The organism is Opitutus sp. sgz309028 (assembly GCF_059821195.1).
Genome location: NZ_JCAMRR010000006.1, coordinates 148,437 through 172,831, shown reverse-complemented (window position 1 = coordinate 172,831; position 24,395 = coordinate 148,437). Strand labels below are relative to the sequence as shown.

General features: G+C 66.5%; 22 protein-coding genes. 12 read left to right on the top strand and 10 right to left on the bottom strand.

Going from position 1 to position 24,395, the window contains the following annotated elements; all coding sequences use genetic code 11:
* Nucleotides 1-108: 108 nt before the first annotated feature.
* The 3 genes from AC6RV7_RS20085 to AC6RV7_RS20075 all read left to right on the top strand — a co-directional run bounded on the left by AC6RV7_RS20085 (nt 109) and on the right by AC6RV7_RS20075 (nt 5,907).
* The gene (locus AC6RV7_RS20085; protein WP_500095987.1) at nt 109-2,604 is read left to right on the top strand and encodes a glycoside hydrolase family 9 protein; all 2,496 of its coding nucleotides are present in this window, start codon (nt 109-111) and stop codon (nt 2,602-2,604) included.
* Between the two features lie 124 nt (nt 2,605-2,728).
* Entirely contained in the window at nt 2,729-4,639 is a 1,911-nt protein-coding gene (locus AC6RV7_RS20080; protein ID WP_500095986.1) for an apiosidase-like domain-containing protein, read from the top strand.
* Nucleotides 4,640-4,815: 176 nt separating this feature from the next.
* Nucleotides 4,816-5,907 (top strand): glycoside hydrolase family 88/105 protein, encoded by a 1,092-nt coding sequence (locus AC6RV7_RS20075; protein ID WP_500095985.1) that lies wholly within the window; start codon nt 4,816-4,818, stop codon nt 5,905-5,907.
* A gap of 19 nt (nt 5,908-5,926) precedes the next feature.
* Here AC6RV7_RS20075 and AC6RV7_RS20070 read toward each other — a convergent pair whose 3' ends face one another.
* Together AC6RV7_RS20070 and AC6RV7_RS20065 are read right to left on the bottom strand one after the other, a co-directional pair.
* Nucleotides 5,927-6,301: a TraR/DksA family transcriptional regulator gene (locus AC6RV7_RS20070; protein WP_500095984.1), complete on the bottom strand. Its 375-nt coding sequence runs from the start codon at nt 6,299-6,301 to the stop codon at nt 5,927-5,929.
* A 6-nt stretch (nt 6,302-6,307) separates the two neighbouring features.
* The gene (locus tag AC6RV7_RS20065; RefSeq protein ID WP_500095983.1) at nt 6,308-6,544 is read right to left on the bottom strand and encodes a hypothetical protein; all 237 of its coding nucleotides are present in this window, start codon (nt 6,542-6,544) and stop codon (nt 6,308-6,310) included.
* 235 nt (nt 6,545-6,779) lie between these two features.
* On the opposite strand from AC6RV7_RS20065, the gene AC6RV7_RS20060 reads away from it, so the two are divergent.
* The 6 genes from AC6RV7_RS20060 (at nt 6,780) to AC6RV7_RS20035 (ending at nt 12,140) form a co-directional block, all read left to right on the top strand.
* Nucleotides 6,780-7,244, top strand: a complete 465-nt coding sequence (locus AC6RV7_RS20060; protein ID WP_500095982.1) for an aminoacyl-tRNA deacylase — start codon at nt 6,780-6,782, stop codon at nt 7,242-7,244.
* Between the two features lie 110 nt (nt 7,245-7,354).
* Complete coding sequence (gene pelA / locus AC6RV7_RS20055) at nt 7,355-8,602, top strand: pectate lyase (protein ID WP_500095981.1); 1,248 nt, start codon at nt 7,355-7,357, stop codon at nt 8,600-8,602.
* Between the two features lie 264 nt (nt 8,603-8,866).
* On the top strand, nt 8,867-10,081 hold the full coding sequence (locus AC6RV7_RS20050; RefSeq protein ID WP_500095980.1) for an FG-GAP repeat protein: 1,215 nt from the start codon (nt 8,867-8,869) through the stop codon (nt 10,079-10,081).
* A 286-nt stretch (nt 10,082-10,367) separates the two neighbouring features.
* Nucleotides 10,368-11,180, top strand: coding sequence for a hypothetical protein (locus AC6RV7_RS20045; RefSeq protein WP_500095979.1), 813 nt, complete (start codon nt 10,368-10,370; stop codon nt 11,178-11,180).
* Between the two features lie 88 nt (nt 11,181-11,268).
* A complete protein-coding gene (locus AC6RV7_RS20040) occupies nt 11,269-11,808 on the top strand; it encodes a hypothetical protein (protein WP_500095978.1) in 540 nt (179 codons plus the stop codon).
* A 104-nt stretch (nt 11,809-11,912) separates the two neighbouring features.
* On the top strand, nt 11,913-12,140 hold the full coding sequence (locus AC6RV7_RS20035; RefSeq protein ID WP_500095977.1) for a DUF2835 family protein: 228 nt from the start codon (nt 11,913-11,915) through the stop codon (nt 12,138-12,140).
* Between the two features lie 2 nt (nt 12,141-12,142).
* Here the strand turns inward: AC6RV7_RS20035 and AC6RV7_RS20030 are convergent, their stop codons facing one another.
* The 4 genes from AC6RV7_RS20030 to AC6RV7_RS20015 form a co-directional block, all read right to left on the bottom strand.
* Nucleotides 12,143-12,580: an ExbD/TolR family protein gene (locus AC6RV7_RS20030; RefSeq protein WP_500095976.1), complete on the bottom strand. Its 438-nt coding sequence runs from the start codon at nt 12,578-12,580 to the stop codon at nt 12,143-12,145.
* Between the two features lie 221 nt (nt 12,581-12,801).
* Complete coding sequence (locus tag AC6RV7_RS20025) at nt 12,802-13,428, bottom strand: DUF4142 domain-containing protein (protein ID WP_500095975.1); 627 nt, start codon at nt 13,426-13,428, stop codon at nt 12,802-12,804.
* Between the two features lie 68 nt (nt 13,429-13,496).
* Complete coding sequence (locus AC6RV7_RS20020; protein ID WP_500095974.1) at nt 13,497-15,797, bottom strand: AI-2E family transporter; 2,301 nt, start codon at nt 15,795-15,797, stop codon at nt 13,497-13,499.
* A 136-nt stretch (nt 15,798-15,933) separates the two neighbouring features.
* The gene (locus AC6RV7_RS20015) at nt 15,934-16,560 is read right to left on the bottom strand and encodes a hypothetical protein (RefSeq protein WP_500095973.1); all 627 of its coding nucleotides are present in this window, start codon (nt 16,558-16,560) and stop codon (nt 15,934-15,936) included.
* A 70-nt stretch (nt 16,561-16,630) separates the two neighbouring features.
* Here AC6RV7_RS20015 and AC6RV7_RS20010 point away from each other — a divergent pair, with 70 nt between their 5' ends.
* The gene (locus AC6RV7_RS20010) at nt 16,631-17,617 is read left to right on the top strand and encodes a helix-turn-helix transcriptional regulator (protein WP_500095972.1); all 987 of its coding nucleotides are present in this window, start codon (nt 16,631-16,633) and stop codon (nt 17,615-17,617) included.
* A gap of 77 nt (nt 17,618-17,694) precedes the next feature.
* Complete coding sequence (locus tag AC6RV7_RS20005) at nt 17,695-19,068, top strand: Gfo/Idh/MocA family protein (RefSeq protein ID WP_500095971.1); 1,374 nt, start codon at nt 17,695-17,697, stop codon at nt 19,066-19,068.
* 34 nt (nt 19,069-19,102) lie between these two features.
* Here AC6RV7_RS20005 and AC6RV7_RS20000 read toward each other — a convergent pair whose 3' ends face one another.
* The 3 genes from AC6RV7_RS20000 to AC6RV7_RS19990 all read right to left on the bottom strand — a co-directional run bounded on the left by AC6RV7_RS20000 (nt 19,103) and on the right by AC6RV7_RS19990 (nt 21,836).
* Nucleotides 19,103-19,969 (bottom strand): alpha/beta hydrolase, encoded by an 867-nt coding sequence (locus tag AC6RV7_RS20000; RefSeq protein ID WP_500095970.1) that lies wholly within the window; start codon nt 19,967-19,969, stop codon nt 19,103-19,105.
* A gap of 67 nt (nt 19,970-20,036) precedes the next feature.
* Nucleotides 20,037-20,774, bottom strand: coding sequence for a TrmH family RNA methyltransferase (locus tag AC6RV7_RS19995; protein WP_500095969.1), 738 nt, complete (start codon nt 20,772-20,774; stop codon nt 20,037-20,039).
* A gap of 48 nt (nt 20,775-20,822) precedes the next feature.
* Nucleotides 20,823-21,836 carry an SAM-dependent methyltransferase gene (locus AC6RV7_RS19990; RefSeq protein ID WP_500095968.1) on the bottom strand — a complete coding sequence of 338 codons (1,014 nt, stop codon included), beginning with the start codon at nt 21,834-21,836 and terminating at the stop codon, nt 20,823-20,825.
* Between the two features lie 106 nt (nt 21,837-21,942).
* Between AC6RV7_RS19990 and AC6RV7_RS19985 the strand changes: the two genes are divergently transcribed.
* Nucleotides 21,943-22,824, top strand: coding sequence for a ThuA domain-containing protein (locus AC6RV7_RS19985; protein ID WP_500095967.1), 882 nt, complete (start codon nt 21,943-21,945; stop codon nt 22,822-22,824).
* A gap of 18 nt (nt 22,825-22,842) precedes the next feature.
* On the opposite strand, the gene AC6RV7_RS19980 is transcribed toward AC6RV7_RS19985, so the two are convergent.
* Nucleotides 22,843-24,369, bottom strand: coding sequence for a methyl-accepting chemotaxis protein (locus tag AC6RV7_RS19980; RefSeq protein WP_500095966.1), 1,527 nt, complete (start codon nt 24,367-24,369; stop codon nt 22,843-22,845).
* Nucleotides 24,370-24,395 lie beyond the last annotated feature (26 nt).

Sequence of the window (24,395 nt, the reverse complement as noted above, 5' to 3'; positions counted from 1 at the left end):
GACTTCGTTCTGACCGGCCGGCGGGTTCGGCTCCTGTTCTATTGAGAGAGCTATCTCTCTCGGCTTCCGCCATCACTTTTCGTCGGAGGCCTCGTCTTTCTTCGCACGATGCGCCCCCCACTTCGTGCCCTGCTTTCGCAGACCCCTTACCTCGGCCTCACGCTTCTCGCACTCTCCTTCACCCTCTCCGCCCGCGCCGCCGCGCTCCGACTCAACGACCGCGGCTACTTCGAAACGCGCGGCCTCAACGTCCTCGTTTTCAGCAACACCTACGATGGATTGTTCAGCGACGCCAAGATCGCCGGCATCGAGCTCATCCACCACGGCGTGCGCACCGCCACCAACGGCGACGTGCGTCTCGCGCCCACGCCCGGCCAGTGGGACGCCGCGCCCCAACTCGTCGCGCGTCGCGTCAACACCGACGGCTCGATCGAAGCGCACCTGCGTTATCCCGATTTCGATTTCGACTTCACGATTCGCGCCGAGCCGCGCGGTGACGGACTCGCGCTCAGCGTGAACCTCGCGCAACCGCTGCCGGCTGCCCTCGTCGGGCGCGCCGGTTTCAACCTCGAATTCCTGCCGTCCGCCTATTTCCGGAAAACGTTCTTCATGGATGAACGCACCGGGAATTTCCCGCTGCATCCGACCGGTCCGATGACGCGCTCGCCGCGTGGCGAACTCGAGCCGCGTCCGCTCGCCACCGGCCGCACGCTCGTCCTCGCGCCCGAGGATCCGGCACGCCGCGTCCGGCTCGCCTCCACCAGCGGCGACGTCTCGCTCTACGACGGCCGCAATCTCGCCCAGAACGGCTGGTTCGTCGCCCGCACGCTGTTGCCCGCGAACCGGACCGGACGCGTCGTCGAATGGACCTTATCTGCGAACACGATTCCAAACTGGGTCCGGCCGCCCGTGATCGGCCGCTCGCAAGTCGGCTACCATCCCGCGCAGACCAAGCTCGCCGTCATCGAGCTCGATCCCAATGACCCGCCCGCCGCCACCGCACAACTCCTGCGCCTCCAGCCCGACGGCCCGGCGACTGAAGCGCTCGCCGCGCCCGTCCAGCCGTGGGGCCCGTATCTGAGATATCATTACGCGACCTTCGATTTCAGCGAAGTGCGCGAACCGGGGCTCTATGTCATCGACTACGCCGGCACGCGCACGGCCGCGTTTCGGATCGCCGACGACGCCTACGCGGACATCTGGCACGCGAGCAGCGACGTCTATCTGCCGGTGCAGATGGACCACATGTTCGTCAACGAAGGTTATCGCGTCTGGCACGGCGATCCGCATCGCGACGACGCCCGCCAGGCGCCGGTCAATCACGTGCACTTCGATCTCTACGCGCAGGGACCCACCACCGACACGCGTTTTCAGCCCGGCGAACACATCCCCGGGCTCAATATCGGCGGCTGGCTTGACGCCGGCGATTTCGACATTCGCACGCAGACCAATTATCACGTCGTGCAGCAACTCGCGCACATTTGGGAACGCTTCCAACCCCGCCGCGACGAGACCACGATCGACCAAACGCGCCGCTACGTCGATCTGCACGTGCCCGACGGGATTCCGGACCTCCTGCAGCAGATCGAGCACGGCACGCTGCAACTGCTCGCGCAACACCGCGCCGTTGGCCACGCGATCAACGGCATCGTCGAACCCGATCTCGGCCAATACACGCATCTCGGCGACGCGGCGTCCAAGACCGACGGTCTGATTTACGACGCCTCACTCGCGTCCGGCCAGTCCAACGGCACCCACAGTGGCACCCCCGACGATCGCTGGGCGTTTACGAGCAAATCCACCGCGCTCAACTACGGCTCGATCGCCGCCCTCGCCGCCGCGAGCCGCACATTGCGCGGTTATCGCGACGCGCTCGCTGACGACTGCCTCGCGACCGCGCTGCGCGTCTGGAACGAGGAACACGCGCAGCCGCCGCATCTTTTCCGCCACGGCAACACCACCGGCGGCATCCTCGAGGACGAGGAATTCCGCGCCGCGGTCGAACTCCTCCTTGCGACTCGCGAGCCGCGGTTCGGCCTGCGGGCCGAGGAACTCTGGCCAGTGGTCCAGCAACGCCTCCCGGCCAACGTCCCGCACGCGGTCCGGGCGCTGCCGCTTCTCGGCGAAACGTTTCGTGCGCAACTCGCCGCGAGCGCACGCACGTTTCGCGACGAAGCCGCGGCGCTGGCGAAGGCAAATCCCTACGGCGTGCCGATTCACACCGGCGGTTGGGCGGGCAGCACACAGGTGCTCCGTTTCGCGAACACGGCGTATCTTCTACACCGCGCGTTTCCGGATATCGTCGACACGCAGCCCGTGTTTGACGGTCTGCATTACCTGCTCGGCCGGCATCCGGGCTCCGAGCTGTCGCTCGTCTCGGGCGTCGGCACGCAATCGAAGGAAGTCGCCTACGGCAGCAACCGCGCGGACTTCTCGTTCATCGCCGGCGGCGTGGTTCCCGGCGTGCTGATCATCAAACCGGATTTCCCCGAAAACAAAGAGGACTGGCCGTTCTTCTGGGGCGAAAACGAATACGTGGTCAACGGCGGCCCCGATTTCATGTTCCTCGCGCTCGCTGCGCAGGACCTCGTCGACGCGCCGTAGCGTTTCGCCCGGCTCCGGACGGCGCAGCCATGCCCGGCACGGCGCCGTTCAATTGTTGGCTTCCCACGCGCTTCGACGGCCAGCCCGAGAACAAGTTTTATTTCACAGAAGCTTTCACCCCGCCATGCCTGCATCCCTTCGTCTTCTTCTCGGCCTTTTGCTGCTCTTCCCGTTCGCGCCGCTCGCCATGGCCCGGCTCCAATCCGGCGAGGTGCATGTGTGGGAGATGCAGGAGATCATTTTCGAATCCGCCCGCGACTACGCCAATCCCTACGCCGAGGTCGACTGCTGGATCGAGCTCTCGGGCCCGAACTTCACCCGACGCGTTTACGGTTTCTGGGACGGCGGCCGCACGTTCAAGGTGCGCTTCGTCGCCACCGCTCCCGGCGAATGGTCGTGGCGCTCCGGCTCGAATCAGCCCGGCGATGCCGGGCTGAACCACGGCGGCGGCAAACTCACGGCCGTCGCGTGGACCGACGCCGAACTCGCCGCCAACCCCAATCGTCGCGGCTTCGTGCGCGCGTCGGACAACGGCCACGCGTTGCGCTACGCCGACGGCTCGCCGTTCTTTCTCGTCGGCGACACGTGGCTCGCGGCGTCGACGTGGCGTCTGCCCTACAAAGGCGCGCCCGCCGCCGCCGATTACCAGCCTGGTCCCGGCATCGGCTTCGAGGAAGCCGTCGCCTGGCGGAAGCGCCAGGGCTACAACTCGATCTCGTTCATCGCCGCGTTTCCGCACTGGACCGCCGATCATCACGGCGCCACCTACGCGAACCGGGACGGCGTTTACCTGCGCAACGCCTGGGAGAAGTTCGGCACGTGGGCGCCCAACGCCCGGATCTCCACCGCCGACGGCGCCACCACGACGGCCAAGAACATGGAGGACGAACACGGAAACCGCCCGTTCGCCATTCTGCCCGATCGCGAGGGTCTCGCCGATTTCGACCGGATCAATCCGGCGTATTTCCGCTCGCTCGACCGCAAGCTCCAGCATCTCGCCGCCGAGGGCTTCGTGCCGTTTCTCGAAACCGTCCGCCGCGACCACGGGCCGGCGTGGAAGGCCTACTTCGATTTCAATCCCTCCTACGCGCGCTTCGTGCAGTATTTGATTTCTCGTTACGGCGCGTGGAACCTGATCTTCAGCGGCATCCACCTCGACTGGATTCCCCGCGACTACAGCCTGACCGGTGACGAGTTCAACGCAGCCCTGACGTATCATCATCAGAAATACGGCCCGCTGCCCTTCGGCCAGCCCTACACCACGCTGATCGACAGCTCCACGTTCAAGGTTTTCGGCCACGGGAAGCAGGCGCCGTGGCTCACGATGCACACCGTCGGCAACAAACCGCGCAATCACGCGATCTACCCCTCGCTCGAGGAGATCTTCCGGCTCGAGCCCGCTTATCCCGCCGCGAATCTCGAGCCCTACTACACGGGGTGGAACCATTCCATCAACCGGCCCGGCGGCGAAACGCCCGAGGAGAACTCCGATCGCGACAATTATTTCGCGCGGGCGATGATGTATGGCTCGGTCCTGTCCGGCGGCCTCGCCGGCCACGTGCACGGCACCGCCGCTTACGACGTCACCAGCACGGGCGAGCCCGCGGGCTGGCGGCCGCACATCTGGACGGCCCTGCGCTACGACTCGGGCGCGCAGATGCAGCATTTGAAAACCTTCGTTCTCTCTGAGGGTGCACGTTACCAGCAGCTCGTCCTCGCGTCGCACGACGTCTCGACCCGACGCACCGCCAATCCGCTCGACGAGGGACTCGAAGGCTGGACGTTTCTCATGCGCACGCCGGCCCGGGATTTCGCGCTCGCGTATTTCGAACTGCAGGCCGCGCGCGCAGAGCTCACGGGCTTCGTGCCTGACGCCCGCTATCGGTGGCGGTGGTTCGATCCCCGCAACGGAGTGTGGCTGCCCGAGCTGATCGTGAGCGCCGATGCGTCCGGGATGCTGGTAGCTCCCGTTTTTCCCGCCGGGGGCGATCGTGCGACCGAGGATTTTGCGGCGAAGATTTCGCTCGTTCGCTGACCGCGCCCTCGCGCAGGGCTGGGGCTCCGACGAGACACCCGCAGCCGTCGGAGTCGCAGAAGCGCGTTTTCGGGATATTTGACGGTTCGCACACGACCGCATCGAAAGCGTCGCGGCGGCACCTAGGTTTCGCGTCGCGCCGATCGCGCGCGGAACCCGTTGCCATTTTTCACCCCATGAAACGCCTCGTCCTCCTCGCCGGCCTTTGCGCCGCGACTTTTCTCACCTGCGCCTCCTCCGCCCTGGCGGCCTATGACTTCGGCCCGTGGGAGCCCGGCACCTCGCCTCAGGAAATCGGCCGTCGTGTCGCGGGCCGCTTCCTCACCAGTCCGTATGTCAACTGGACGCAGGAACGCCGGTTCATCATCTATCCCGAGGTCTGCACCTGGTATGGCGCGCTCACCTTCGCGGAGCTCGCCCACGAGCGTTCGCTGCGGCAGCGGCTCGTCGAGCGTTTCGAACCGTTGTTCCTTCCGGAAAACAGCTGGCGCATTCCGCCGATCAATCACGTCGACGCATGCGTCTTCGGCGCCGTGCCTCTGGAAATTTATCAGCAAACCCGCGACTACCGCCATCGCATGCTCGGCTTGGCGATCGCAGACGGTCAGTGGGATAATCCCCGGCCCGATGGGCTGACGAACCAGACGCGTTTCTGGATCGACGACATGTATATGATCACCGCGGTGCAGGTGCAGGCGTTTCGGGCGACCGGCGACCGCCACTACCTCGACCGCACCGCGCACGAGATGCGCGTTTATCTCGAGGAGCTGCAACAGCCCAACGGGCTCTTCCATCACGCGCCCGACGTGCCGTTCTTCTGGGGCCGCGGCAACGGCTGGATGGCCGCCGGCATGACGGAGCTCCTCCGCTCGCTGCCCGAGGATCATCCGGACCGCGAAGCCCTGCTCGCCGCGTATCGGAAAATGATGGACACGCTGCTCGCACTGCAGGCCCCCGACGGCATGTGGCGCCAGTTGCTCGACAAGCCCGAATCCTGGGCCGAGACGTCGGGCACGGGCATGTTTGCCTTCGCGTTCATCACCGGCGTGAAACACGGCTGGCTCGACGCCGCCACCTACGGGCCGGCCGCGAAGAAAGCCTGGCTGAAGCTGATCACTTATCTCACGCCCGACGCCGACATCCGCGAGGTCTGCGTCGGCACGAACAAGAAAAACGACTACCAATACTATCTCGATCGTCCCCGCGCCATCGGCGATCTGCACGGACAGGCGCCGCTGCTCTGGTGCGCCTCGGCGCTGTTGCGTTGAGCGCGCGCGACCGTCGGCTTCAATGCAGCACCCCCTGCGCGACGCGCATCGCCCCGCGGCGGCTCAGGCGCGTCCACGGGATCGCGCGCAACCGGGCCGGCGAGATCGGCTGGCCCGTCAACTCGCAGATGCCGTAAGTTCCGTCGCGAATCCGCCGGAGCGCCGCCTCGACTTCCGCGAGCTCGGCATCCTCCAGCTGGATTTCCGCCAGCAAGGTGTCGCGCTCGCACTTGTCGTTCGCGCGATCGACGTCGTCTTCGCCGCCGCGATCGAGCGCGGAGCGAATGGCGGAGGCATGCTCGTCGCGCTCGCGCAACAGCTCGTCGCGAATCTGCTGCAAGGCCCGTCGATGCCACTGCCACTTCCGGTCAAGGCGCGAGGCCGGCTTCTTCATGACAAGTCATCCTTTCCGGTCCGCGGGGAACAGCGTCCGCGGCTCCTTCGCGTTGCGGCTTAACTGCCACAACCATGTGCTCAGAACCGCCGTGAGCAGTGCCGCCACGAGGCTCATTCCCTGGCTCACCGTGAAAGCGCCGATCTGCACGTCGATCCGGCCCACCACGCGGCCGACATGGGCCAGGCAAACCAACGCAAACAAGACGCTGGCAACGCGCAATCCGAACGCAGGCGAGTTCATGGGTGGTCCGGCAAGAACCGGACGGCGCAATTTAGCGCAACGCATCCTCCTTGATGCGCAGTTCTTGCCGCATGCTCCGCATCGGTTGCCCGCCGCATTCTGACGCGCGGCGGTTTTACATCGCCCAACATCGGACTAGATTGTTTTCACGCCAGACCGGAACCGCCGCGGGCAGCCGCCCGTCCCCACCGGCCGGGCCGTGCCACATCAACGTTCACCACGAGAGGAGGAGCGTATGACAACGAATCGACTCAAGGCGTTTCTCGACGCCAACGGGGTCAAATACGTGAGCATCCAGCACTCACCCGCCTACACGGCATCGGAGGTCGCCGCTTCGGCGCACGTCGCCGGCCGCGACTTCGCGAAGACCGTCGTCGTCCGCATCGATGGCCGACCCGCGTTGCTGGTCCTGCCTGCAACCCGGCGCCTGCTGTTGCACGAGCTGCGCGAGATGTTCGAAACGGAGGAGGTGAAACTCGCGACCGAATCCGAGATCCGCGACCTGTTTCCCGATTGCGAGGTCGGCGCGATGCCGCCCTTCGGCAATCTCTACGGGATGGAGGTCCACGTCGCCGCCAGCCTTGCCTGCGAGCGCGAGATTGCCTTCAACGCCGGCACCCACACCGAGGTCATCAAACTCAAGTATGAGGATTTCGACCGGCTGGCCAAACCGCGTATCATAGATCTGGTTACAACCTGAACCGCCGCCCAGTGTCGGGGCGGGCAATGCCGCCGGCCGACGGTCTCATCGTCGACCGGCGCAAGAGTGGGCTTTTTTCGGCTCAATCCGCCCGCCACACTGTCGCGGTCATGACCCCGCCCCGCTCTGCCGCCCTGTTCGCATTCGCCCTCGCCGTTTCCATCCAGGCAGCTCCCGCGCCTTACGGCTGGCCCGAGCAGGCCTTCTCCCCGCTGACCGCCGAGCGCATCGCCGCCCTGCCGTCGGAGGAACGACCGGCGTGGCAGGAATATTGGGACCGGTCTGAAACCTTTCTGCGACAGCTGCCGGTCCGCCCGAAGCCCGACGCCTCCCCGCTCAAGCCGATGTCGACGCCGCCGCTCGGCGGCGCGCATAGCAAGGGCCTCCGGCTCAAGGAATCGCCGGCCTGGTATGCCGGCGCCGACGCGGCCGCGGTGGCCGATCGCGTAGTCGAGGCCCAGACCGCCGCCGGCGGCTGGACCAAGGGCACCGACTATTCGCGGCCCATCCCGCCGTCCGCGACGGAGAAGGCCCAGCCGATGTTCGACAACGACGCCACGGTGTCTGAACTGCGTTTCCTCGCGCAGGTGCTCACCGCGAGCCCGCGACACGCGCAGGCGAGGACCTGGCATGAGGCGTTCGGCCGCGGCATGAGCTACGTCTTCGCCGCGCAGTATCCAAACGGTGGATTCCCGCAGATTTATCCGCTCGTCGGCGGCTATCACGACGGCGTGACCTTCAACGACGACGCCATGGCCAACGTCCTCGCCCTGCTGCGCGACGTCGCCGCCGGCGCCCGGCCCTTCGCCTTCACCGCGGCTCCGCTGCGACAGGAAGCGGCGCGGCGTTTCGACCGCGGCATCGACTGCATCCTTTCCGCCCAGCTGCGCCGCGACGGCGAACGCACGGTCTGGTGCCAGCAGCACGACCCTCTCACCCTCCGCCCCGCCGCCGCCCGCAATTTCGAACCGATCGCCGACTGTGCGCGCGAAAGCGCGACCCTGGTGCTGCTGCTGATGGAGCTGCCGCAGCCTTCCGCGGACGCGATTGCCGCCGTGCGCGGGGCCGTGGCTTGGTTTCGCCGCACCGCGCTCTCCGATCTGCGGATCGCCCGCGCACCGGCCGATCTCCGCGGCCACGCGGTGCCTTCGCCCGGCGCGCCCCTGCTGTGGGCCCGCTTTTACCAGCCGCGGACCGCGACGCCGGTCTTCGGCGATCGCGACCGGACCGTGCACTACGATTTGAGCGAGATTTCGCCGGAGCGCGTCGCCGGTTACGCCTGGTATACGGACCTGCCGAACAAGGTCTTGGCGACCTTCGACCGCTGGAACCGGAAGGTGGCGGCGGCCGTCAACTAGCGAAGCGTTTCGCGGCGTTTTTTCAGAACATTTTGAGGCTTCCTAGGGAGCTTGGCCGTGAGACGAAGTCGGCCCATTTACGGCTTCGGGCTCCGCCGGTGCCGCGGTCGTTGACACCGGGGAGCGCCGCCCGGTTACTGCGCTCGTTGCCGAGAGAGTATCCAACTTTGGATACAGCGCTCTCACTTGCCGAACCCATTCCGTCCGCAACGCCGCCGGTTTACCCCGTTCGACGGCGTCGCGGCCGGTCAACCAGCACACACCATGAACTACGACTCCGTCCGGAGGCTGTGGACTTGCAGCCTTCTCGCGGCCTGTGTGGCCGTTTCGCTTCCCGCCGCGCTCGTCGCCGGCCAAATCAGGCTCGCCCCGCCCGAGGCATCGATCGGTGCCCGCACGGGCGCCTCCGTCAGCCTCGACGGCAACACCCTTGCGCTCGGCTCGCCCGATGACGATGCCGCCGGCCCATTCGCGGGCGCGGTGTTCGTCTTCGCGCGCGACGGAGCCAGCTGGCGCCAGCAGGCGCGACTCCTCGGACCTGCGACCACCGGCCACCGTTCGTTCGGGGAATCCGTCGCAGTCAGCCGCGACACCCTCGTCGTCGGGGCACCCTTCGACGAAGTCACCGGCGACGCTTCCGGCGCGGCTTACGTTTACGTGCGTCAGGGAGAAACTTGGGTGCAACAGGCGAAGCTGGTTCCCGCCGACCGCACTGCGGACCAGCTTTTCGGCGACTGCGTGGCCATTCATGGCGACACCATCGTGGTCGGCGCATTTCTCGACAGCGGCCGCGCGCCGAATGCCGGCGCAGCCTATGTGTTTACCCGCAGCGGGTCCGCCTGGACGCAAAAGGACAAGCTCACCGCGTCGGACGCGAGCGAGCATGCATTTTTCGGCTCCGCCGTGGCGATTCGCAATGGCACGATCGTGATCGGCTCGCCCGTTTCGGAGACGGCGTATATTTTCAAATATAGCAACTGGCACTGGCGGCAGCAGGCCCGGCTCGCGCCTGCGGACGCCGTGCCCGGCGACTACAGTGGTTTCGGCGCCGCCGTGACCGTGGATCAGGACACGATCGCGATCGGAGCGCCTGCGCAAAGCGGCGCCGATCTCGAGACCGGTGCCGTTTATCTCTATCAGTGGGACGGATCTCGCTGGGCCGCACGCGCCAAGCTCGCCGCGAGCGACGCGGCCGCGGGCGACGAGTTCGGCACGAGCGTTTCCTTGGAAGGCCATGTGCTCGCGGTGGGTGCGCCGTATTGCGGCGCCAGTAACGAGGGAGCCGTCTATACGTTCCAACGGCGCACCAGCGGCTGGTCGCTAAAAGCCCGGCATGTCGCGCAAACCACCGAGTTTTCGGCGTTTCTCGGCGCGTCGGTCTGCCTCTGCAATGGCGAGACGGTCGGCGGTGCGCCGGGATTCGTTGAATATGCCGGACGCAAGACCGCCGGCGCGGCCTACCTCGATCCGATTTGGTGACCGAACGCGAACTCACAAAAAGAGGGCGGACCGCCTACCCCTAAGCGGTCCGCCCATTATTTGCTTGGTTACCCCAAAAGTGCCTTCCCGCTAGGCGGGCAAAGCACGGCGTTAATTTAGCACGTCTCAGGCCAACTTCCAGACGCACGGAAAATCTTTCCAAAATGCGCGCCGCCTCCATCGGCAAGCTTGCGCAAACCAGTGTCGTCATACAAACGAGAGCCGCGCCTGCTCGGAGAATCCTGTCTCGTCAGCCCCGTCCCGCCGAGATGGATGCGCGTGATCCATGCTTTCGAAAAACGAACACCCCACCCCGGTCGGCGGGTTAGGCACGGGCGCTGACGCCAAACTCGCACTCGCCGCCGCTCGCAACGGCAAGGTCGCCGCGACCGTGAATCGCGTGGGCGAATTGATGCTTGGCATCCGCCAGCATGACGCGCTCCGCGACTTGCTGTCCCAACAGGGCGTCACTCCCGGCGCCTGGGAAATCGGTGGCGAGCTCCAGGTGCGCGCTCGCCAGGCCTGCGAGGAGTGCCACGGAGCGCTCGCCCGCTTGGCCGCGGCGAAGGCCGCTGTGCGACCCCAGTTGCAGTGTGCTCAGTCGCACTACCGGCAGTTTCAACATGCGCTCGCACAGGCATGCGAATCAGGAGAGGTGACGATCGGCCGCGGCCTCTCCGCTCACCTGAGGCGCGGTTTCGTGATCGAAACGGCGGCTTCCTATCTTGCCGCGATGAACACAATTCCGTCGGAGCTGCTCGCGAAGCACGGCTTCGGCCTCCACCGCCTTCACCAGGCATTGCTTCAGTTGCAGCACCTCGCCTCCTGCCAAACCGATCTGGCGGCGTGCGGCCGGCGAGTCGCCGGTTCGACCCGGGGGCGCGACATTGCCGTCCGGCAGCTCAATCTTTGGATGGAGCGGCTTCTTCACGCCACCCGGTTCGCACTCGGCCCAGCGACCCCGCCGACCGATGCCAAATCGCAACGACGGCCGCGCTCGGTGCGCCGGCGCCCCACTTCCGCCGTGCCGCCGCCGTTTTCCGCCGCCCAACCCGATCGCTTTTCGCCACCCTTTCCCGGTCCGCAGTTTCGCCCCTGAGCGCCTCGGACAAGGTCGAAAATGCTCCGGTCACGGCGGCTGGATTTCGCCCCATTTTAAAAATGCGGCAGGCGGTGAACAGTAAGGGATGAACACCGCACAACTTTCCCGTGGCCTCGGTTGGTTCAGCATCGGACTCGGTCTCGCCGAACTCCTGGCTCCGCGCCATGTCGCCCGCGCCATCGGCGTGAACGAAGAATGCGATCCCCTGCTTCGCTTCCTTGGCGTGCGCGAAATCGCCGCCGGTCTCGGTCTGATCGGACGTCCCAAACCCACGGGTTTCATGTGGGCACGCGTGGCCGGCGACGCCATGGACCTCGGTCTGCTCGCCGTCGCACTGCGGCAGCATGATTCCCGTCCGCGGCTGCTGCGCCAGTTCCGCGAGGACGACCGCCGCCGGCTCCTGATCGCGATGGCCATGGTCGCTGGCATCACAATTGTGGATACAGTGGTCAGCCTGAGGCTTTCCCAGTCGCCCAGGACCGAACCGGGCTGGCGCTATACGCCCGCGGGCGGCCGCGCCGGCATCCGCGCCGAGGCAGCGGGCGGAGTCGCCGGCCCGCGCCCTGAGGAACCGGAACGGGAACCTGCGGCGGCCGGAACCTGCACTGGCGGCGAAATTCACTGAACCGGCCAACGTCCGGCCGTGCGCCGCCCGCCGGCGCGGCGGCCGGATCGCGCTCGCCTCCACGGCGGGCGCCGGACACGCTGAGCGCGTTTCCTGCCTCAGCCATGTCCGAGCTTCTTGTATCCGTAAACCTGAGTCGCGACCAGATCGCCGCCTACTATCGCGGCGAACTGCGGGCCGTGGTGGCCCGCGCCAGCAACGGCCAGACCGTGCAGTTTCCCGCGTCGGTGCTGCACAAGTTCATCACCCTGGACGGCGTGCACGGAAAATTCCGGCTCCGCTTCGACGAGCGCCACAAGTTCGTGGGCATCGAGCCGCTCGCGCCCGCGTAGCGTCAGCCGCCGGTGTGACTCACGAGCGTTTCCAGCGAGACGTCGCGCACCCCCGCGCGGCGGGCCTCGTCAAACAGGTGCACCGCGCTGCCGTAGGTGGCCTTGTCGTCGCCGCGCACCAGCACTCTCGGCTGGGAGACGCGGTGCTTGTAATCGGCGAGGCGGACCGCGAGCTCCGCTTCGTGAACGGGCCGGGGAACGCCCGTTCCGCCTTCCTTCCAGTAGATCGCGCCGCTGGCCGAGGCCCGCAGGTAGACGGTCGTGTCGATGCCCGACGCCTCCGCTCGGGACACCGGCACCCCGATCGCCGTGAGCCGGTGGAGCGAAATCATGAGGATCACGAAGGTGGCGAGCAGATAGAAAACCACGTCGAACAATGGGCTGATCTTAATCCGGTCGCGGCACGCCGGCGCGCAGGTCAAGTCGTTCAGTGTATTCATGGGATAACGACACGTGAAAGGGCGGCGAGGGAGCCCGGACGGAGGGGTTCGTCCGGGGCCGGCCGCAGGGCTGCGCCAAGATAGCCGCTCTTCTCGATCCCGCCAGTGGAAACCCGGAAGATCACCTTGAAAGATCGCGCGGCGCGGAAACGAAAAAGGCGAGGCCTGCGCCTCGCCCGTGAATTCCGCCGAAAACGGCGGGATCGAACTGATGGCGACGATCAGTCCAGCGCCCGTTCAAGCTGCTTGGCGTGTTGCAGATGCGCCTGCAGCTTGGGCAGAGTCTTGTTGGCAAACGCGGCGATGTCCGGATCCTCGCTTTTCGAGGCTTTTTCGAAGAGGTCCACCGCGTCCTTATGGTCCGAGACCATTTCCTTCATGTAGTCCTCGGCCAGATCCTTGCCGTCCTTCTTCGTCGACCATTTGTTCGTCAACTTCGACAGGTCGTCCTTCGCCGGCAGCACCACGCCTTTCTTCTGGGCGAGCGCCATCAACTCGGCGTTCGCCTGCGAGTGATCCTGCACCATCGTCTGCGCAAACTGCTTCACCTGCTGATTACCGAGCCGGTTCATCACGGATTCCGAGACGGCTACCTCCTTGATGCCGGACTTGGAGGCTTTCTCGAAAAAGTTCCGATCCGCACGGCTCAGGTGCTCGCCGCCACGCATGTCCGCCCGGCGTTCCGTCGCCATCGGAGCCGTCGGATCGGAGGTGGCGCGCGTCGAGGTGGTGTTCGTTTCAGCCAACAACGTGCCGCCCAGCGACACGGCAGAAGCAAGGATCGCGCATCGAAGCGCGGGAGCGATGTGAGTTTTCATACGAGGCCATTGTGCGGCGGCGACGCGCACAGTTTCCGCCAAGCCTCCGGCAAGGCGCATGCGCTTTTTACCGCAGGACATTTCCCGATTCGCGGCACTCAGGCTTTTTCTGCCGATGGGGGAGCCGGCGCGGCCGCCGAACCGGGCGGAGGCACCGCCACGTCCAGCACCTCCATCAACTGCCCCGCCAGCGCCTCAATCAACTCGCGATCCGCCGGCGAAAACTCGCGCGGCTTCGTGTCGAGCACGCAGAGGTTGCCGACCCGCGAGCCGGTGCGGGTGCGCAGCGGCGCGCTGGCAAACGCATGCACGCCGCGCTTCACCAGGAGCGGATGCGTCGCGTAACGCTCATCCTTCGCCAGATCCTCCACGATGCACGCGGCATCGAGTCCGACGATCCCCTCGAAGCCGATCTTTTCTCCCGGCGCAGTGCCCCCTGCCAGACGGCTCCAGAATTCGGGATTCGTTTCGACAATCGTCACCAGCGACACCGGCACGTCCAGCGCGCGCGCGAGTTCGCGCATCACCGTGTCGGTCGCCTCGTCCGGCGAAAGTCCGGCGAGCTTGCGCTCGGAGCGATCCAGGGTGCGGCTGGTCGGCGTTTCGCTCTGCGGCGCGTTGGCCTCGACCGGCACGCTGAGCAGCGTCCGGATCTGGGCCAACGCGTCCGACAACCTCGTCACGATGCCATCGGCGCCGGCTTGTTTCAGCCGGCGATGCAGGTTCTCCATCTCGCCGCCGGCCGCCCACACGCCGACCACCACCGTGGTGCTGCGGCGGCGCTCCTTCACGCGACGGCACACGCGCGCCGCGGCGCTCAAGGTCGCCGGCGGCAGGGCCGAGATGAACACGACCGGCTGCTCCTCCTCGGTCTCCAACCACTCGTGTCCCGGCGCCACGCGCACCGGACGCACCCGCGCCCGGAATCCGTTCTCACGTAAAAGATGCCCGAGCATGAGGGCCACCAGTTCGTCGGCCTCGTCGCGCGCCGGCAGTCCGATCACCTGTCCGGAGCTCGCCTCGGGTTTCTCCGGCGCATTATCGTCGTCCGGTCGCTGGCTGAGGTCCTCGATCAGTTCCTGACTGGACTCGAAGATGAACCGTTGCCGCACCTCGGCGAGCGCGCCTTTGTGACGATCGACTTCGGACATCAGCAGCGCCGGCACGAATACATCGTCGTAAAACCCCGCCAGCCCGCGCTGCTGCACGTGCGCCTCGGCCTGCAAAAACATTTCCTCCTGATCCATCGAGAGCATCACCTGGTAGAACTGCGCCGTCGGCTCGAGGGGCGGCTCGCTTCCGATCAAGACGCCGAGGAAACGCATCCCCGGCACATACTGGCCGAGCACCAAGAGACAGACGGTGAGCGGCGTCGACAGAAACAACCCCGGCAAGCCCCACAGCCATGACCAGAATACCGCGGCCGCGAGCAGCGCGAGCGTCGAAATGCCCGTGCTCGTGCCATAAACGAGGACCTCGATGATGTTGTTCGTCACCAACTCGGCCACGATGTAGAGCCCCGCGGTCCAGAAGAGCATCGTCCAGCCGGGATCGACCGCGCACGACAACGCCAGCGGAAACGTCACTGCAATCAACGGCCCGAGAAATGGGATGAAACGCAGCAGCGTCGACGTGAGTCCCCACAACGGCGCATGCGGCACGCCGATGAAAAACAGGCCCAGCCCCACCGCCACGCCGAAAATCGTGTTCACCATCAGCTGTGCGAGCAGGTAACGTGAGACCCGGCGCGAGGCGTCGTCGATCGCCTCGATCGCGGTGTTCAGCTGCCCGCCGCTGATCACGCGGATGAAGCGGTTGCGGAGGTCCTCGCGCTGGAACAGCGTCGCGATCACCAGCACGATCACGACGCCCGCGATCCCCACCGGCTTCACCAGTCTCCGCACCACCTCGGTCGCCATCTCCATCGGCGTGTCGGAGTCCTTCACCTGCACCGGCACCGGTTTCTGCCCATCGGCCGCGGCCGGCGCGTGACCTTCGTCATCCTGTTCCAGGCTCGCCCAGAACCGCTCCACCGTGCCCAACGCCCGCGACAAGGCCCCGGTCGATTCCGGATTTTTCAACGCTGCGATTTTCGCCGTCACGTTCTGCTCATACTGCGGCAGATCGCGCAGCAGCTGCATCGCCTGCGTCGTCACCAGCCAGCCGATCGCCCCGATCGTCAGGAACGCACAGGCGGCGGTGGTGATGACCGCGAGGGTCTTCGGCACCCGCCAACGCGTGAGTTTCACCACGAGTGGCGATAGCAGAAACGCGAGCAGCAGCGACAGCGCGACCGGCATCATCACCTCCTCGGCAACGCGCAGCACGAACACGACCAGCACAAACGACGCAAACGTGATGAAACGCGACAGTCCGGAGGTTTCCTTGTAGAGGCGCATCGGGGTGCAACGCCGCCGCCGCCCTCGCGACGGTTTCGGATGTTGCGCGCGCCTCGCAGACCGACCCCCGCCGGCGCTGTTCCTTCGCCGACGCGGAGTGCAGGTTTCGCCTGCCGCCGGCAAAACCCGCCGCGCGTCAGGCGGCGAGCGCGTGCCGCGTCCGCACCAATTCGCGATCCGTGATCGCCGGCAGCCGCTGCAACGCGAAGAGCGTCGTCGGCTCCCACAACATGCTGCGCACCGGCTCCAGCAGCCGCTTGGGCAGGTCCGGATCGACGATATTCTGCAACACCGACAGCGTCTGCCGCGACGCCGGCAGGCCCAGCCACTCGAGCAGACCGAAAATGCCGCTGCGCTCATGCACCGCGTTGATCTCGTCCCAGCATGCGCCCTCGCTGCCGCGCAGGCTGGCGTGCGACGCGACGAACGCCGTCAACACCGGCGTCTCCGTCAGCGCGGCCAGCAGCTCCGGACTACGCGCTGCCACCTGCAGCGCCTCCATACGCGTGAACTTGAACAACTCCAGAAACGCGCGGACCTCCGCCGGCACGAATTCGAGATACGGCTTCCACGCCGCTGCCCCGCATTCCTGCGCCGCCGTGGCAAGGGCGTCCTCGGTGGGCGACGTCGGGATCCATTCGTCGCCATAGAGACATTCGAAGCGAACCTCCGGCCACGCAGTCACCCGATACAGGGCGCCGCAATGCGACCACGAGAGCGCGAGGGGAACGTAGCATTTTTTCTGACGGCGGAGCGATTTCATGCGCCCACTCTAGGCCCAGGGGTGGGACATTGCTTGACCCAGGCCACGGGAACCTGGTTTTTTCTTTGTTATGACCCCTCGCGCCCAGCTCTCGCGGCCCCCGCTCGAACGCATGTTGAAGATTCACGACGAGCTCCGCCGCGGCGCACTCACGAACTGCACGAAGCTGATGAAGCTGCTGGAGGTTTCACGAAAGACCGTCGTGCGCGATATCGCCTTCATGCGCGACCGGCTCGAGCTGCCGATCGAGTTCGACGTGCAGATCCAGGCCTACCGTTACACGCAGCCGGTAAACGCGTTTCCGACCGTCAACGTCACCGAAGGCGAGCTGCTCGCGCTGCTGGTCGCGCAACGTGCCCTGCAGCAATACCGCGGCACGCCGTTTCACCGGCAGCTGGAGATCTCCTTCGAAAAACTTTCCCGCAGCCTGCGCGACCGCATCTCCTTCTCGCCCGCCGACGAGCTGCAGACCGTCTCGTTCAAGAACATCGGGCTCGGCCGGACCGACCTCGCCGTCTTCAACGCTCTCAGCGCCGCCGTCCTGCGCCAGGAGGAGGTTGCCTTCGCGTATCGAAAACCTGGTGACAGCCGCAAGTCGCTGCGTCACGTGCGCCCCTACCATCTCGCCAACCGCGAGAACCTCTGGTATCTGGTCGGGCACGACCGTCAGCGCGATGCCCTGCGCACATTCGCGCTGCCGCGCATCGAGGAGGTCGCGAACACCGGCAAACCGTTCACGCGCCCCGCCGATTTTTCGCCGGAGAAATTCTTCGCCAACGCCCTCGGCGTGCTCGGCGGGGCCGGCGATTTCCGCGTCGTCATCCGTTTCTCGGCCGCCGTCGCCGAACGCATCCGGGAGCGTGAATGGCACGAATCCCAGGAAATGAGCAATCTTCCCGACGGCGGCCTCGAGCTGCGCCTCCGCCTGGGCGCGTTGTCCGAGGTCGAGCAATGGGTCCTCAGCTGGGGCGCGAACGCAGAGGTCATCGCCCCCGCCGAGCTGCGCGCGAGCATCCGCCGCGCCGCCACCGCGCTGGTTCAGCGCTACGATCGCTAGCGCCGCGTTTTCACGCGCCGCGTCAGCCCGCCACATTGCTTGCATCCGCGGCCCGCGTCGTTCGTCTTGCAGGACGCATGAAATCGGCCCCTCCTTCCGACGCTCCCGCCCCGTTCAACGTCACGCGTCGCTCATTCCTCAAGCGCTGCACGATGCTCGCCGCCGCCACCGGCCTCCCCTTGTGGTTCGTCGAGCGCCAGCTGCGTGCCGCCGAGGACCCCGTCAAAAAACTCTCCGCCAACGACCGCCCGGGCATCGCGCTCATCGGCTGTGGCGGGATGGGCAAGGTCGACGCCGCCAACGCCAGCAACTACGGCGACATCGTCGCCGTGTGCGATGTCGATTCCGGCCGCGTCGCCGAAGCCGTCGCGAAGTTCACCACCGAGGACGGGCGGAAGCCCGATGGCTACGGCGACTTCCGCCGACTGCTCGAGCGCGGCGACGTCCACGCGATTGTGAACGGCACGCCCGATCATTGGCACTCGTTGATCAACATCGCCGCCGCGCGCGCGAAAAAGGACATCTACAGCGAAAAGCCGCTCACCCTCACGATCGACGAGGGCCGCCACGTCATCAAAGCCGTGCGCGACCACAAGGTCATCCTCCAGACCGGCACGCAGCAGCGCAGCTCCACGCGTTTCCGGCTCGCGTGCGAACTCGTGCGCAATGGCCGCATCGGCCAGCTGCGCGAAGCGAACGTCTGGCTGCCCGCCGGCCTGCGTGACGGCCCGTTTGCCACCGCACCTGTGCCCGCGGGCCTGAACTGGGATTACTGGCTCGGCCAGGCGCCTTTTGTCGAATACGTGCCGCAACGCTGCCACGGCACCTTCCGTTTCTGGTATGACTACTCCGGCGGCACGATGACCGACTGGGGCGCGCACCACAATGATATCGCCTACTGGGCAATCGGCCTTCTCGCCCCGACGCACGTCGCCTCCACCCGGCTCGCCGAACCGATTGCGGGCGGCTACGACGCCTATTCCGAGTATACCGTGAACTACACGTATGCGAACGGCATCCGGCTCAACATCCACACGACGCGCGACGACTCGATCTACGGCGCAGTGATCAACAAGGACGGCCAGCGCAACGGCATCCGCTTCGAGGGCTCCGACGGCTGGATCTGGGTGAATCGCGATCGCATCGAGGCCAGCGATCCCGAGCTCCTCCGCACGCCGCTCCCCGAGGGCGCCGAGCGGCTCTACGTCAGCAAAAACCACCACCAAAATTTCTTCGACTGCATGCGCACGCGGCAGCAGCCGATCTGCGACGTCGAGACCGGCCACCGCTCCGCGACGATGTGCCACCTCGGAGCGATCTCGCTCCGCACCGGACACGCGCTGACGTGGGACCCCGAAACGGAAAGATTCACCGGCGAGCACGCCGCCGAAGCCAACGGCTATCTCCGCCGCGAAATGCGCGGGCCTTACGACTACAGTTTCGTGAGCTGACCCGCGCCCGCGGCTTCGACGCGCCGCACCGGTCTCACCGCGCCGCCCGGTGAGCCGGGTCCGGATCGAGGATGGAATTGTCCGCCATCCAGTCGTGCACTCGCTCGCGCCAGTGCTGGAGCGTCGCGAGTTTCGAGCGCTGCCCGAGATTGAAGCCATGTCCTCCTCGCGTGAAGACATGCGCTTCCACGGGGACGCCGGCCGCGCGGTATTTCGTCAGGAGATCGATCGTGACCGGCGCAAGATCGTCGTCGCCCGCCACGAGCAGAAACGCCGGCGGCGCCTCGGCCGGAATCTTGTCCGGCACGCCCAACGGCCCCGGATAAATCGCGACCGAAAAATCCGGCCGGCAACTCTCCCGGTCGATCGGATCCGTCGCGTCCGCTTCTCCTTCCGTCGGCGAAAACACGACCCACGACACCACCTCGCCGCCCGCCGAAAAGCCGAAGATGCCGATGCGCCGCGGATCGAGGCTCCACTCCGCCGCGCGATGACGCACCAGCCGCAACGCCCGTTGCGCGTCCTCGCGCGCGTGTTCGCCGAGCCGATACGGCGAGCCGTCTTCACGAGCCAGGCGATACTTCAACACAAACGCCGCCACCCCGATGCTATTGAGATAACGCGCGACCTCCACGCCTTCGGCATTGAACACCAGCAACCGATGCCCGCCGCCCGGCACGACCACCGCCGCCGCACCAGTCGCCTTGTCCTTCGGCGGCAAAAATATCGTGAGCGACGGATCGTGAATGTTCTTCACCCAGTAATCCTGCGCCTGCTCCGGCTCGCCGCGCCGCGCCTCGGATCCCGGCGCGCCGTCCGGCCAGAGCCGGATCACGTCCGGTTCCGCAAACGCTGCACGCAATGAAACCAAGGCGACCACCAAACAGCAGAAAACACGCATGGGGGGTAAGGGTTCGCCTCAACCCAACGCCTCCGCCGCCGGCTGACAAGCGAGCATTCGCCCGCCGTCAGCGCCGCCCGATCAACTCCCACATCAACACCGCCGCTGCCACCGACACGTTCAGCGACTCCACTTTTCCACTACCGGGAATCGTGACCAATCGCCCGCACGCCGCCTGCACCTCCGGCGCCAATCCCGTTTCCTCGTTGCCGAGGACCAGCGCGACCGGCTTGCCCGCACTCGCGCCCGCCTGCGGCCGCCCGCCCCGCGTCGCGGCCCCAACCACGTCGTAACCCGCCGTCGCCAGCTCACGCAAAAATTCCGGCAGCCGCGGCACGCTCAGCACCTCGACGTGCGCCAGCCCGCCTTCCGCCACGCGAAAGGCCGCCTCGCCCGGACGCGCCGCCGCCGCGTCCGCCGGCAGCACCAGCCGCGGCACGCCGAAAAATGCCGCCGTCCGCGCGATCGCGCCGAGATTGTGCGCGTTGCCGATGCGATCGAGCACGAGCAACGCTTCGCGTTTTCGCACCCAGGTTTGCAGTTCGAAGAGCGCCGGCGCGCGCAACGCCGGCGCGCTGATCACCGCCACGATGCCGCCGTGGTGCACGGTGCCCGCGATTTTCTCGAGCTCGGCCGGCTCGACGCAGCGATAAACCTTCTTCGCCTGTGCGAGCGCCTTGCACATCACGCCGATCTTCCGGCTCGTCGCGTAATCGAAGAACAGCCGCTTGATCGCGCCCGGATCGGCCGCGAACTGCGCGCGCACTGCCGGCAACCCACATACGGTGACTTCGTTCGATTTCACGCGCTCAGCAAAGGGCTCCGCTCCGAAAAGACACGCCAAACTCCACGCTCAACGCCGCACGTCGCCCACGACGGTGAATTCCTCGCGGTCGTGAAACAGATGCACGATGCGCACGTTTTCCCCGTGCAGCAGCAACGGCGAATTCGCCCCGCGCAGTTCGCGCAGCAGCGCGATCGGATCCACGCGGCCAAACTTGAAATTCAACACGAAGGCCCGGCACCACCCGCGCGCGAGCCACGGTTCCACGATGTGCCGCAGCACGTGATGCGGCTCCTCGACCATGTCGCAAAACAACCAGTCGAACGCGTGCCCGTCCGCCGGCGCGAACTTGAACGCGTCCTCGCGCCGGTGCTCGATCTGCGGGTGATCCGCCGCGCCGCCTTTGAGCGGGCCATTGTCGATCGCCACCACGCGCGCGCCACGCTTCGCCGCGCTGTAAGACCAGCCGCCCGGCGCCGCGCCGAGATCGCACACCGTTTCGCCTTCCGCCGGCTCGCGTCCAAGCACGACGTAAGCCTCTTCGACTTTCAAATAGCTCCGCGACGGCGCCAGTGGATCGTCCGCCATGCGACGCGGCCCGTGCACGTGCGCCTCGCGCGCCACCCACGCCCGCCCGAAATCCACGAAGAAAACAAACAGCCCCCGCGCCACGCCGATCCCGCGCGGTCGCTCCGACGTCGCGAGTTTCGCCACGCGCGAGAGTTTCTTTTTCAGCAATTCGCCAAACGCCGCTTCCACCGCGCTCATCCGGCGGCCAAGTCCGACGAGCTCCGCCGGCCCTTGCCAAAGATTCGGCCACGCCGCCTCGATGCGTTCGCCCCGCAGCGCGCCGAGAAAATAATCCGCGATGCGCTGCGCGAGCGCGTTCACCGATTCGCCCTGCACGAGGACTGGTTCGCGCAAGGTCAGGTGCCCAAACGCCAGCTCCGGCACGTCTCGTTCCGATCCGCCGTTTTCAACCCGCACCCACCCGGGGCCTTGCTCCGCGATGGCCGTCTCGTGCAGCTCCCGCAGTTCGCGCGCGAGCAGCGATTCGAATCCGGCCTGACAGGTGTGCAGCATCCGGCGAACCTGTTCCGCGCCCGAATGGCGTCCACTCAAAACTCCCGACTGCGTCCTTGACTCCCACCGCGCCGCGGCGGCAATCGCAGCTCACCCCACGTTCGCCATGTCGCCCCGCATCCTCGTTCTCACCCTCGCGTTGCTGCTCCCGTTTTCCGCCGAGACCGCTCTCGGCGCCAACGCTCAACCCAAACGCGCCCTCCTGATCGCCGGCCGGCCCAGCCATGCACCGGGCGATCACGAGCACAACGCCGGCGTCCTGCTGCTCCAGCAATGTCTCCGCGACATCCCGCATCTCGTCGTCGACGTTTCCCTCAATGGTTTCCCCGCCGATCTCGGCCTCGTCGATCGCGCCGACACGATCCTCATCTACGCCGACGGCGGCGACGCCCATCCGGCGCTCGAACCGAAGAATTTCGCCGCACTCCAGCGCGCGATGCAACGTCGCGCCGGCCTGGTGCTGCTGCACTACGCGACCGAGCCGACGATCGAAAACGGCGAAACCGAATTCCTCGCGTGGGTCGGCGGCGCCTTCGAAATCAACTGGTCCGTCAACCCGCACTGGACCGCGAATTTCAACGCTCTACCAGACCATCCCGTGACGCGCGGCGTCGCGCCGTTTTCGTTGCTCGACGAGTGGTATTTCCACCTTCGCTTCGCGTCGGGCGTCACGCCGCTGCTCGCCGCCGTGCCGCCGCTTTCGACGATGCAGCGACGCGACGGTCCGCATTCCGGCAATCCGCACGTGCGCGCTGCCGTCGCGCGCGGCGAACCGCAGACGGTCGCGTGGACGTTCGAACGGCCCGACGGCGGCCGTGGTTTCGGTCTCACCGGCGGACACTTCCATCGCAACTGGGGCCAGCGCGATTTCCGCACCCTCGTCCTCAACGCGATCCTGTGGACCGCGCAGATGGACGTGCCCGCGGACGGCGTGGCGTCGGTCGTCACCGCCGAAGACCTCGCGCGAAATCTCGATCCGAAACCGTAAGCGCGCCATCCGCCGCGCTCACGCCGCGAGCACGGGAGCGCGCGTTCGGCGGGAATCTCGCTTCCCGTCGTCGATCGTTTTCACCTCCAGGATCGGCCGAAACCGGCCGGAAAGATCGCCGTCGCCGCCGTCGACCAATCGCCGCAGTTGTCGCACGGACTCGCGCTGGGCCGCGGCTTGCGCGGTCAACTCTTCCGCCGCCGCCGCCGACTCCTCCGCACTGCCGGCGTTGTCCTGCGTGATCTTGTTCAACTGGGCCACCGCGGAATTCACCTGGTTGACGCCGCGCGCCTGTTCCTCGGACGCGGTGTCGATCTCCGCGACGACGGCATGCACCTGCCGCGCCGTTTCGAGAATGCGGTTCAACGCTTCCGTCACCTCCACGGAAATCGCCGACCCGGCTGAACTGCGGCGCGTGCAATCCTCGATTTTCATCGTCGTTTCGTGCGCCGCCTCCGCGGCCCGCTGGGCGAGGTGACGCACCTCGTCGGCCACGACCGCAAATCCGGCACCGGCGTCGCCGGCACGCGCGGCTTCGACCGCAGCGTTAAGAGCGAGGATGTTGGTTTGAAAGGCGATCCCGTCGATCGACTTGATGATCTTCGAAATGCCCTGCGACGACGACGCGATCGCGTCCATCGCCGCCGTCATTTCGCGAACCTTGCGCGAGCCCGCTTCGGCGGCGCTGCGGGTTTCCTCGGCAAAACTGCGCGCGCCGGCGGCGCGTTCGCGGTTCTGCCGGCTCATCGCGGCGACTTCGTTCACCGACGAGCTCGTCTCCTCCAGCGACGCCGCCTGTTCGCTCGCCGCCGAGGCGAGCGACTGGCTGGACGCCGACACCTGGTTCGCCGCCGCTGCGATCTGCTCGGCAACCTGGTGCAACTCTCCCGTCGATCGCCGCAGGATCCGGCCCAATCCGATCACGAGGACCGTAGTGGCGGCGACGCCGACCAGGATCGCGGCAAGGCCGCCCGCGAGCACGAGGGCGATGTCGGTTTTCACCTGCGTGGCAATGCTGGCGCCGTTCGCGCGCGCCATGCCGGCATTGTATTCAACCAATGAATGCGCCGCGGCCGCGTAGGCGGAGAACGCCTGCTGCATCGGTCCGTTCGCGAGCGCGACCGCGCGGGGGCGATCGACCTCGACCGCGCGTTGAAATTCCTCGGCCACGACGAGATAGTCGCGGCGCACCGTCCGATACGACTCGAGGCGCGCGCGTTCCTCGTCGTCGACGATGATCTTCTCGTAAGCGGTCACCGCGGCCGTCACCTGACGGCTGATGTCGGTCAGCTCGGCCGCGATCTCCGCGCGCCGCTCCGCCGATTCCTCGAACAGCATCAGGAGCTTGCGCAGATGCGCCTGGGCGAGAAACGAGTCGATCTTCGCCGCGTATTCCATGCCCGGAATCGACGCGTCGATAATCGTGGCCGTCGAGCGGCGCAATTGGATGAACCGAAACGTGCAGAACACGGCGAGGCCGGCGATGACGAGACAGAGAAACGCCGCGGCGCCGATCAAGCGGCGGGCGATGGTCATGGGTTTCATGGCAACAAGGAGCAAAAGTCCTTCCG

What these genes read in the sequence shown, in the direction of transcription:
- AC6RV7_RS20070 (WP_500095984.1), bottom strand. Translation starts at nt 6,301, where the DNA reads ATGAAGAAGCCGGCCTCGCGCCTTGACCGGAAGTGGCAGTGGCATCGA.
- AC6RV7_RS19990 (WP_500095968.1), bottom strand. Translation starts at nt 21,836, where the DNA reads ATGCTGCACACCTGTCAGGCCGGATTCGAATCGCTGCTCGCGCGCGAA.
- AC6RV7_RS20050 (WP_500095980.1), top strand. Translation starts at nt 8,867, where the DNA reads ATGAACTACGACTCCGTCCGGAGGCTGTGGACTTGCAGCCTTCTCGCG.
- AC6RV7_RS20010 (WP_500095972.1), top strand. Translation starts at nt 16,631, where the DNA reads ATGACCCCTCGCGCCCAGCTCTCGCGGCCCCCGCTCGAACGCATGTTG.
- pelA (WP_500095981.1), top strand. Translation starts at nt 7,355, where the DNA reads ATGACCCCGCCCCGCTCTGCCGCCCTGTTCGCATTCGCCCTCGCCGTT.
- AC6RV7_RS19980 (WP_500095966.1), bottom strand. Translation starts at nt 24,369, where the DNA reads ATGAAACCCATGACCATCGCCCGCCGCTTGATCGGCGCCGCGGCGTTT.
- AC6RV7_RS20060 (WP_500095982.1), top strand. Translation starts at nt 6,780, where the DNA reads ATGACAACGAATCGACTCAAGGCGTTTCTCGACGCCAACGGGGTCAAA.
- AC6RV7_RS19985 (WP_500095967.1), top strand. Translation starts at nt 21,943, where the DNA reads ATGTCGCCCCGCATCCTCGTTCTCACCCTCGCGTTGCTGCTCCCGTTT.
- AC6RV7_RS20005 (WP_500095971.1), top strand. Translation starts at nt 17,695, where the DNA reads ATGAAATCGGCCCCTCCTTCCGACGCTCCCGCCCCGTTCAACGTCACG.
- AC6RV7_RS20020 (WP_500095974.1), bottom strand. Translation starts at nt 15,797, where the DNA reads ATGCGCCTCTACAAGGAAACCTCCGGACTGTCGCGTTTCATCACGTTT.
- AC6RV7_RS20065 (WP_500095983.1), bottom strand. Translation starts at nt 6,544, where the DNA reads ATGAACTCGCCTGCGTTCGGATTGCGCGTTGCCAGCGTCTTGTTTGCG.
- AC6RV7_RS20035 (WP_500095977.1), top strand. Translation starts at nt 11,913, where the DNA reads ATGTCCGAGCTTCTTGTATCCGTAAACCTGAGTCGCGACCAGATCGCC.
- AC6RV7_RS20080 (WP_500095986.1), top strand. Translation starts at nt 2,729, where the DNA reads ATGCCTGCATCCCTTCGTCTTCTTCTCGGCCTTTTGCTGCTCTTCCCG.
- AC6RV7_RS20075 (WP_500095985.1), top strand. Translation starts at nt 4,816, where the DNA reads ATGAAACGCCTCGTCCTCCTCGCCGGCCTTTGCGCCGCGACTTTTCTC.
- AC6RV7_RS20085 (WP_500095987.1), top strand. Translation starts at nt 109, where the DNA reads ATGCGCCCCCCACTTCGTGCCCTGCTTTCGCAGACCCCTTACCTCGGC.
- AC6RV7_RS20040 (WP_500095978.1), top strand. Translation starts at nt 11,269, where the DNA reads ATGAACACCGCACAACTTTCCCGTGGCCTCGGTTGGTTCAGCATCGGA.
- AC6RV7_RS20030 (WP_500095976.1), bottom strand. Translation starts at nt 12,580, where the DNA reads ATGAATACACTGAACGACTTGACCTGCGCGCCGGCGTGCCGCGACCGG.
- AC6RV7_RS20045 (WP_500095979.1), top strand. Translation starts at nt 10,368, where the DNA reads ATGCTTTCGAAAAACGAACACCCCACCCCGGTCGGCGGGTTAGGCACG.
- AC6RV7_RS20015 (WP_500095973.1), bottom strand. Translation starts at nt 16,560, where the DNA reads ATGAAATCGCTCCGCCGTCAGAAAAAATGCTACGTTCCCCTCGCGCTC.
- AC6RV7_RS20000 (WP_500095970.1), bottom strand. Translation starts at nt 19,969, where the DNA reads ATGCGTGTTTTCTGCTGTTTGGTGGTCGCCTTGGTTTCATTGCGTGCA.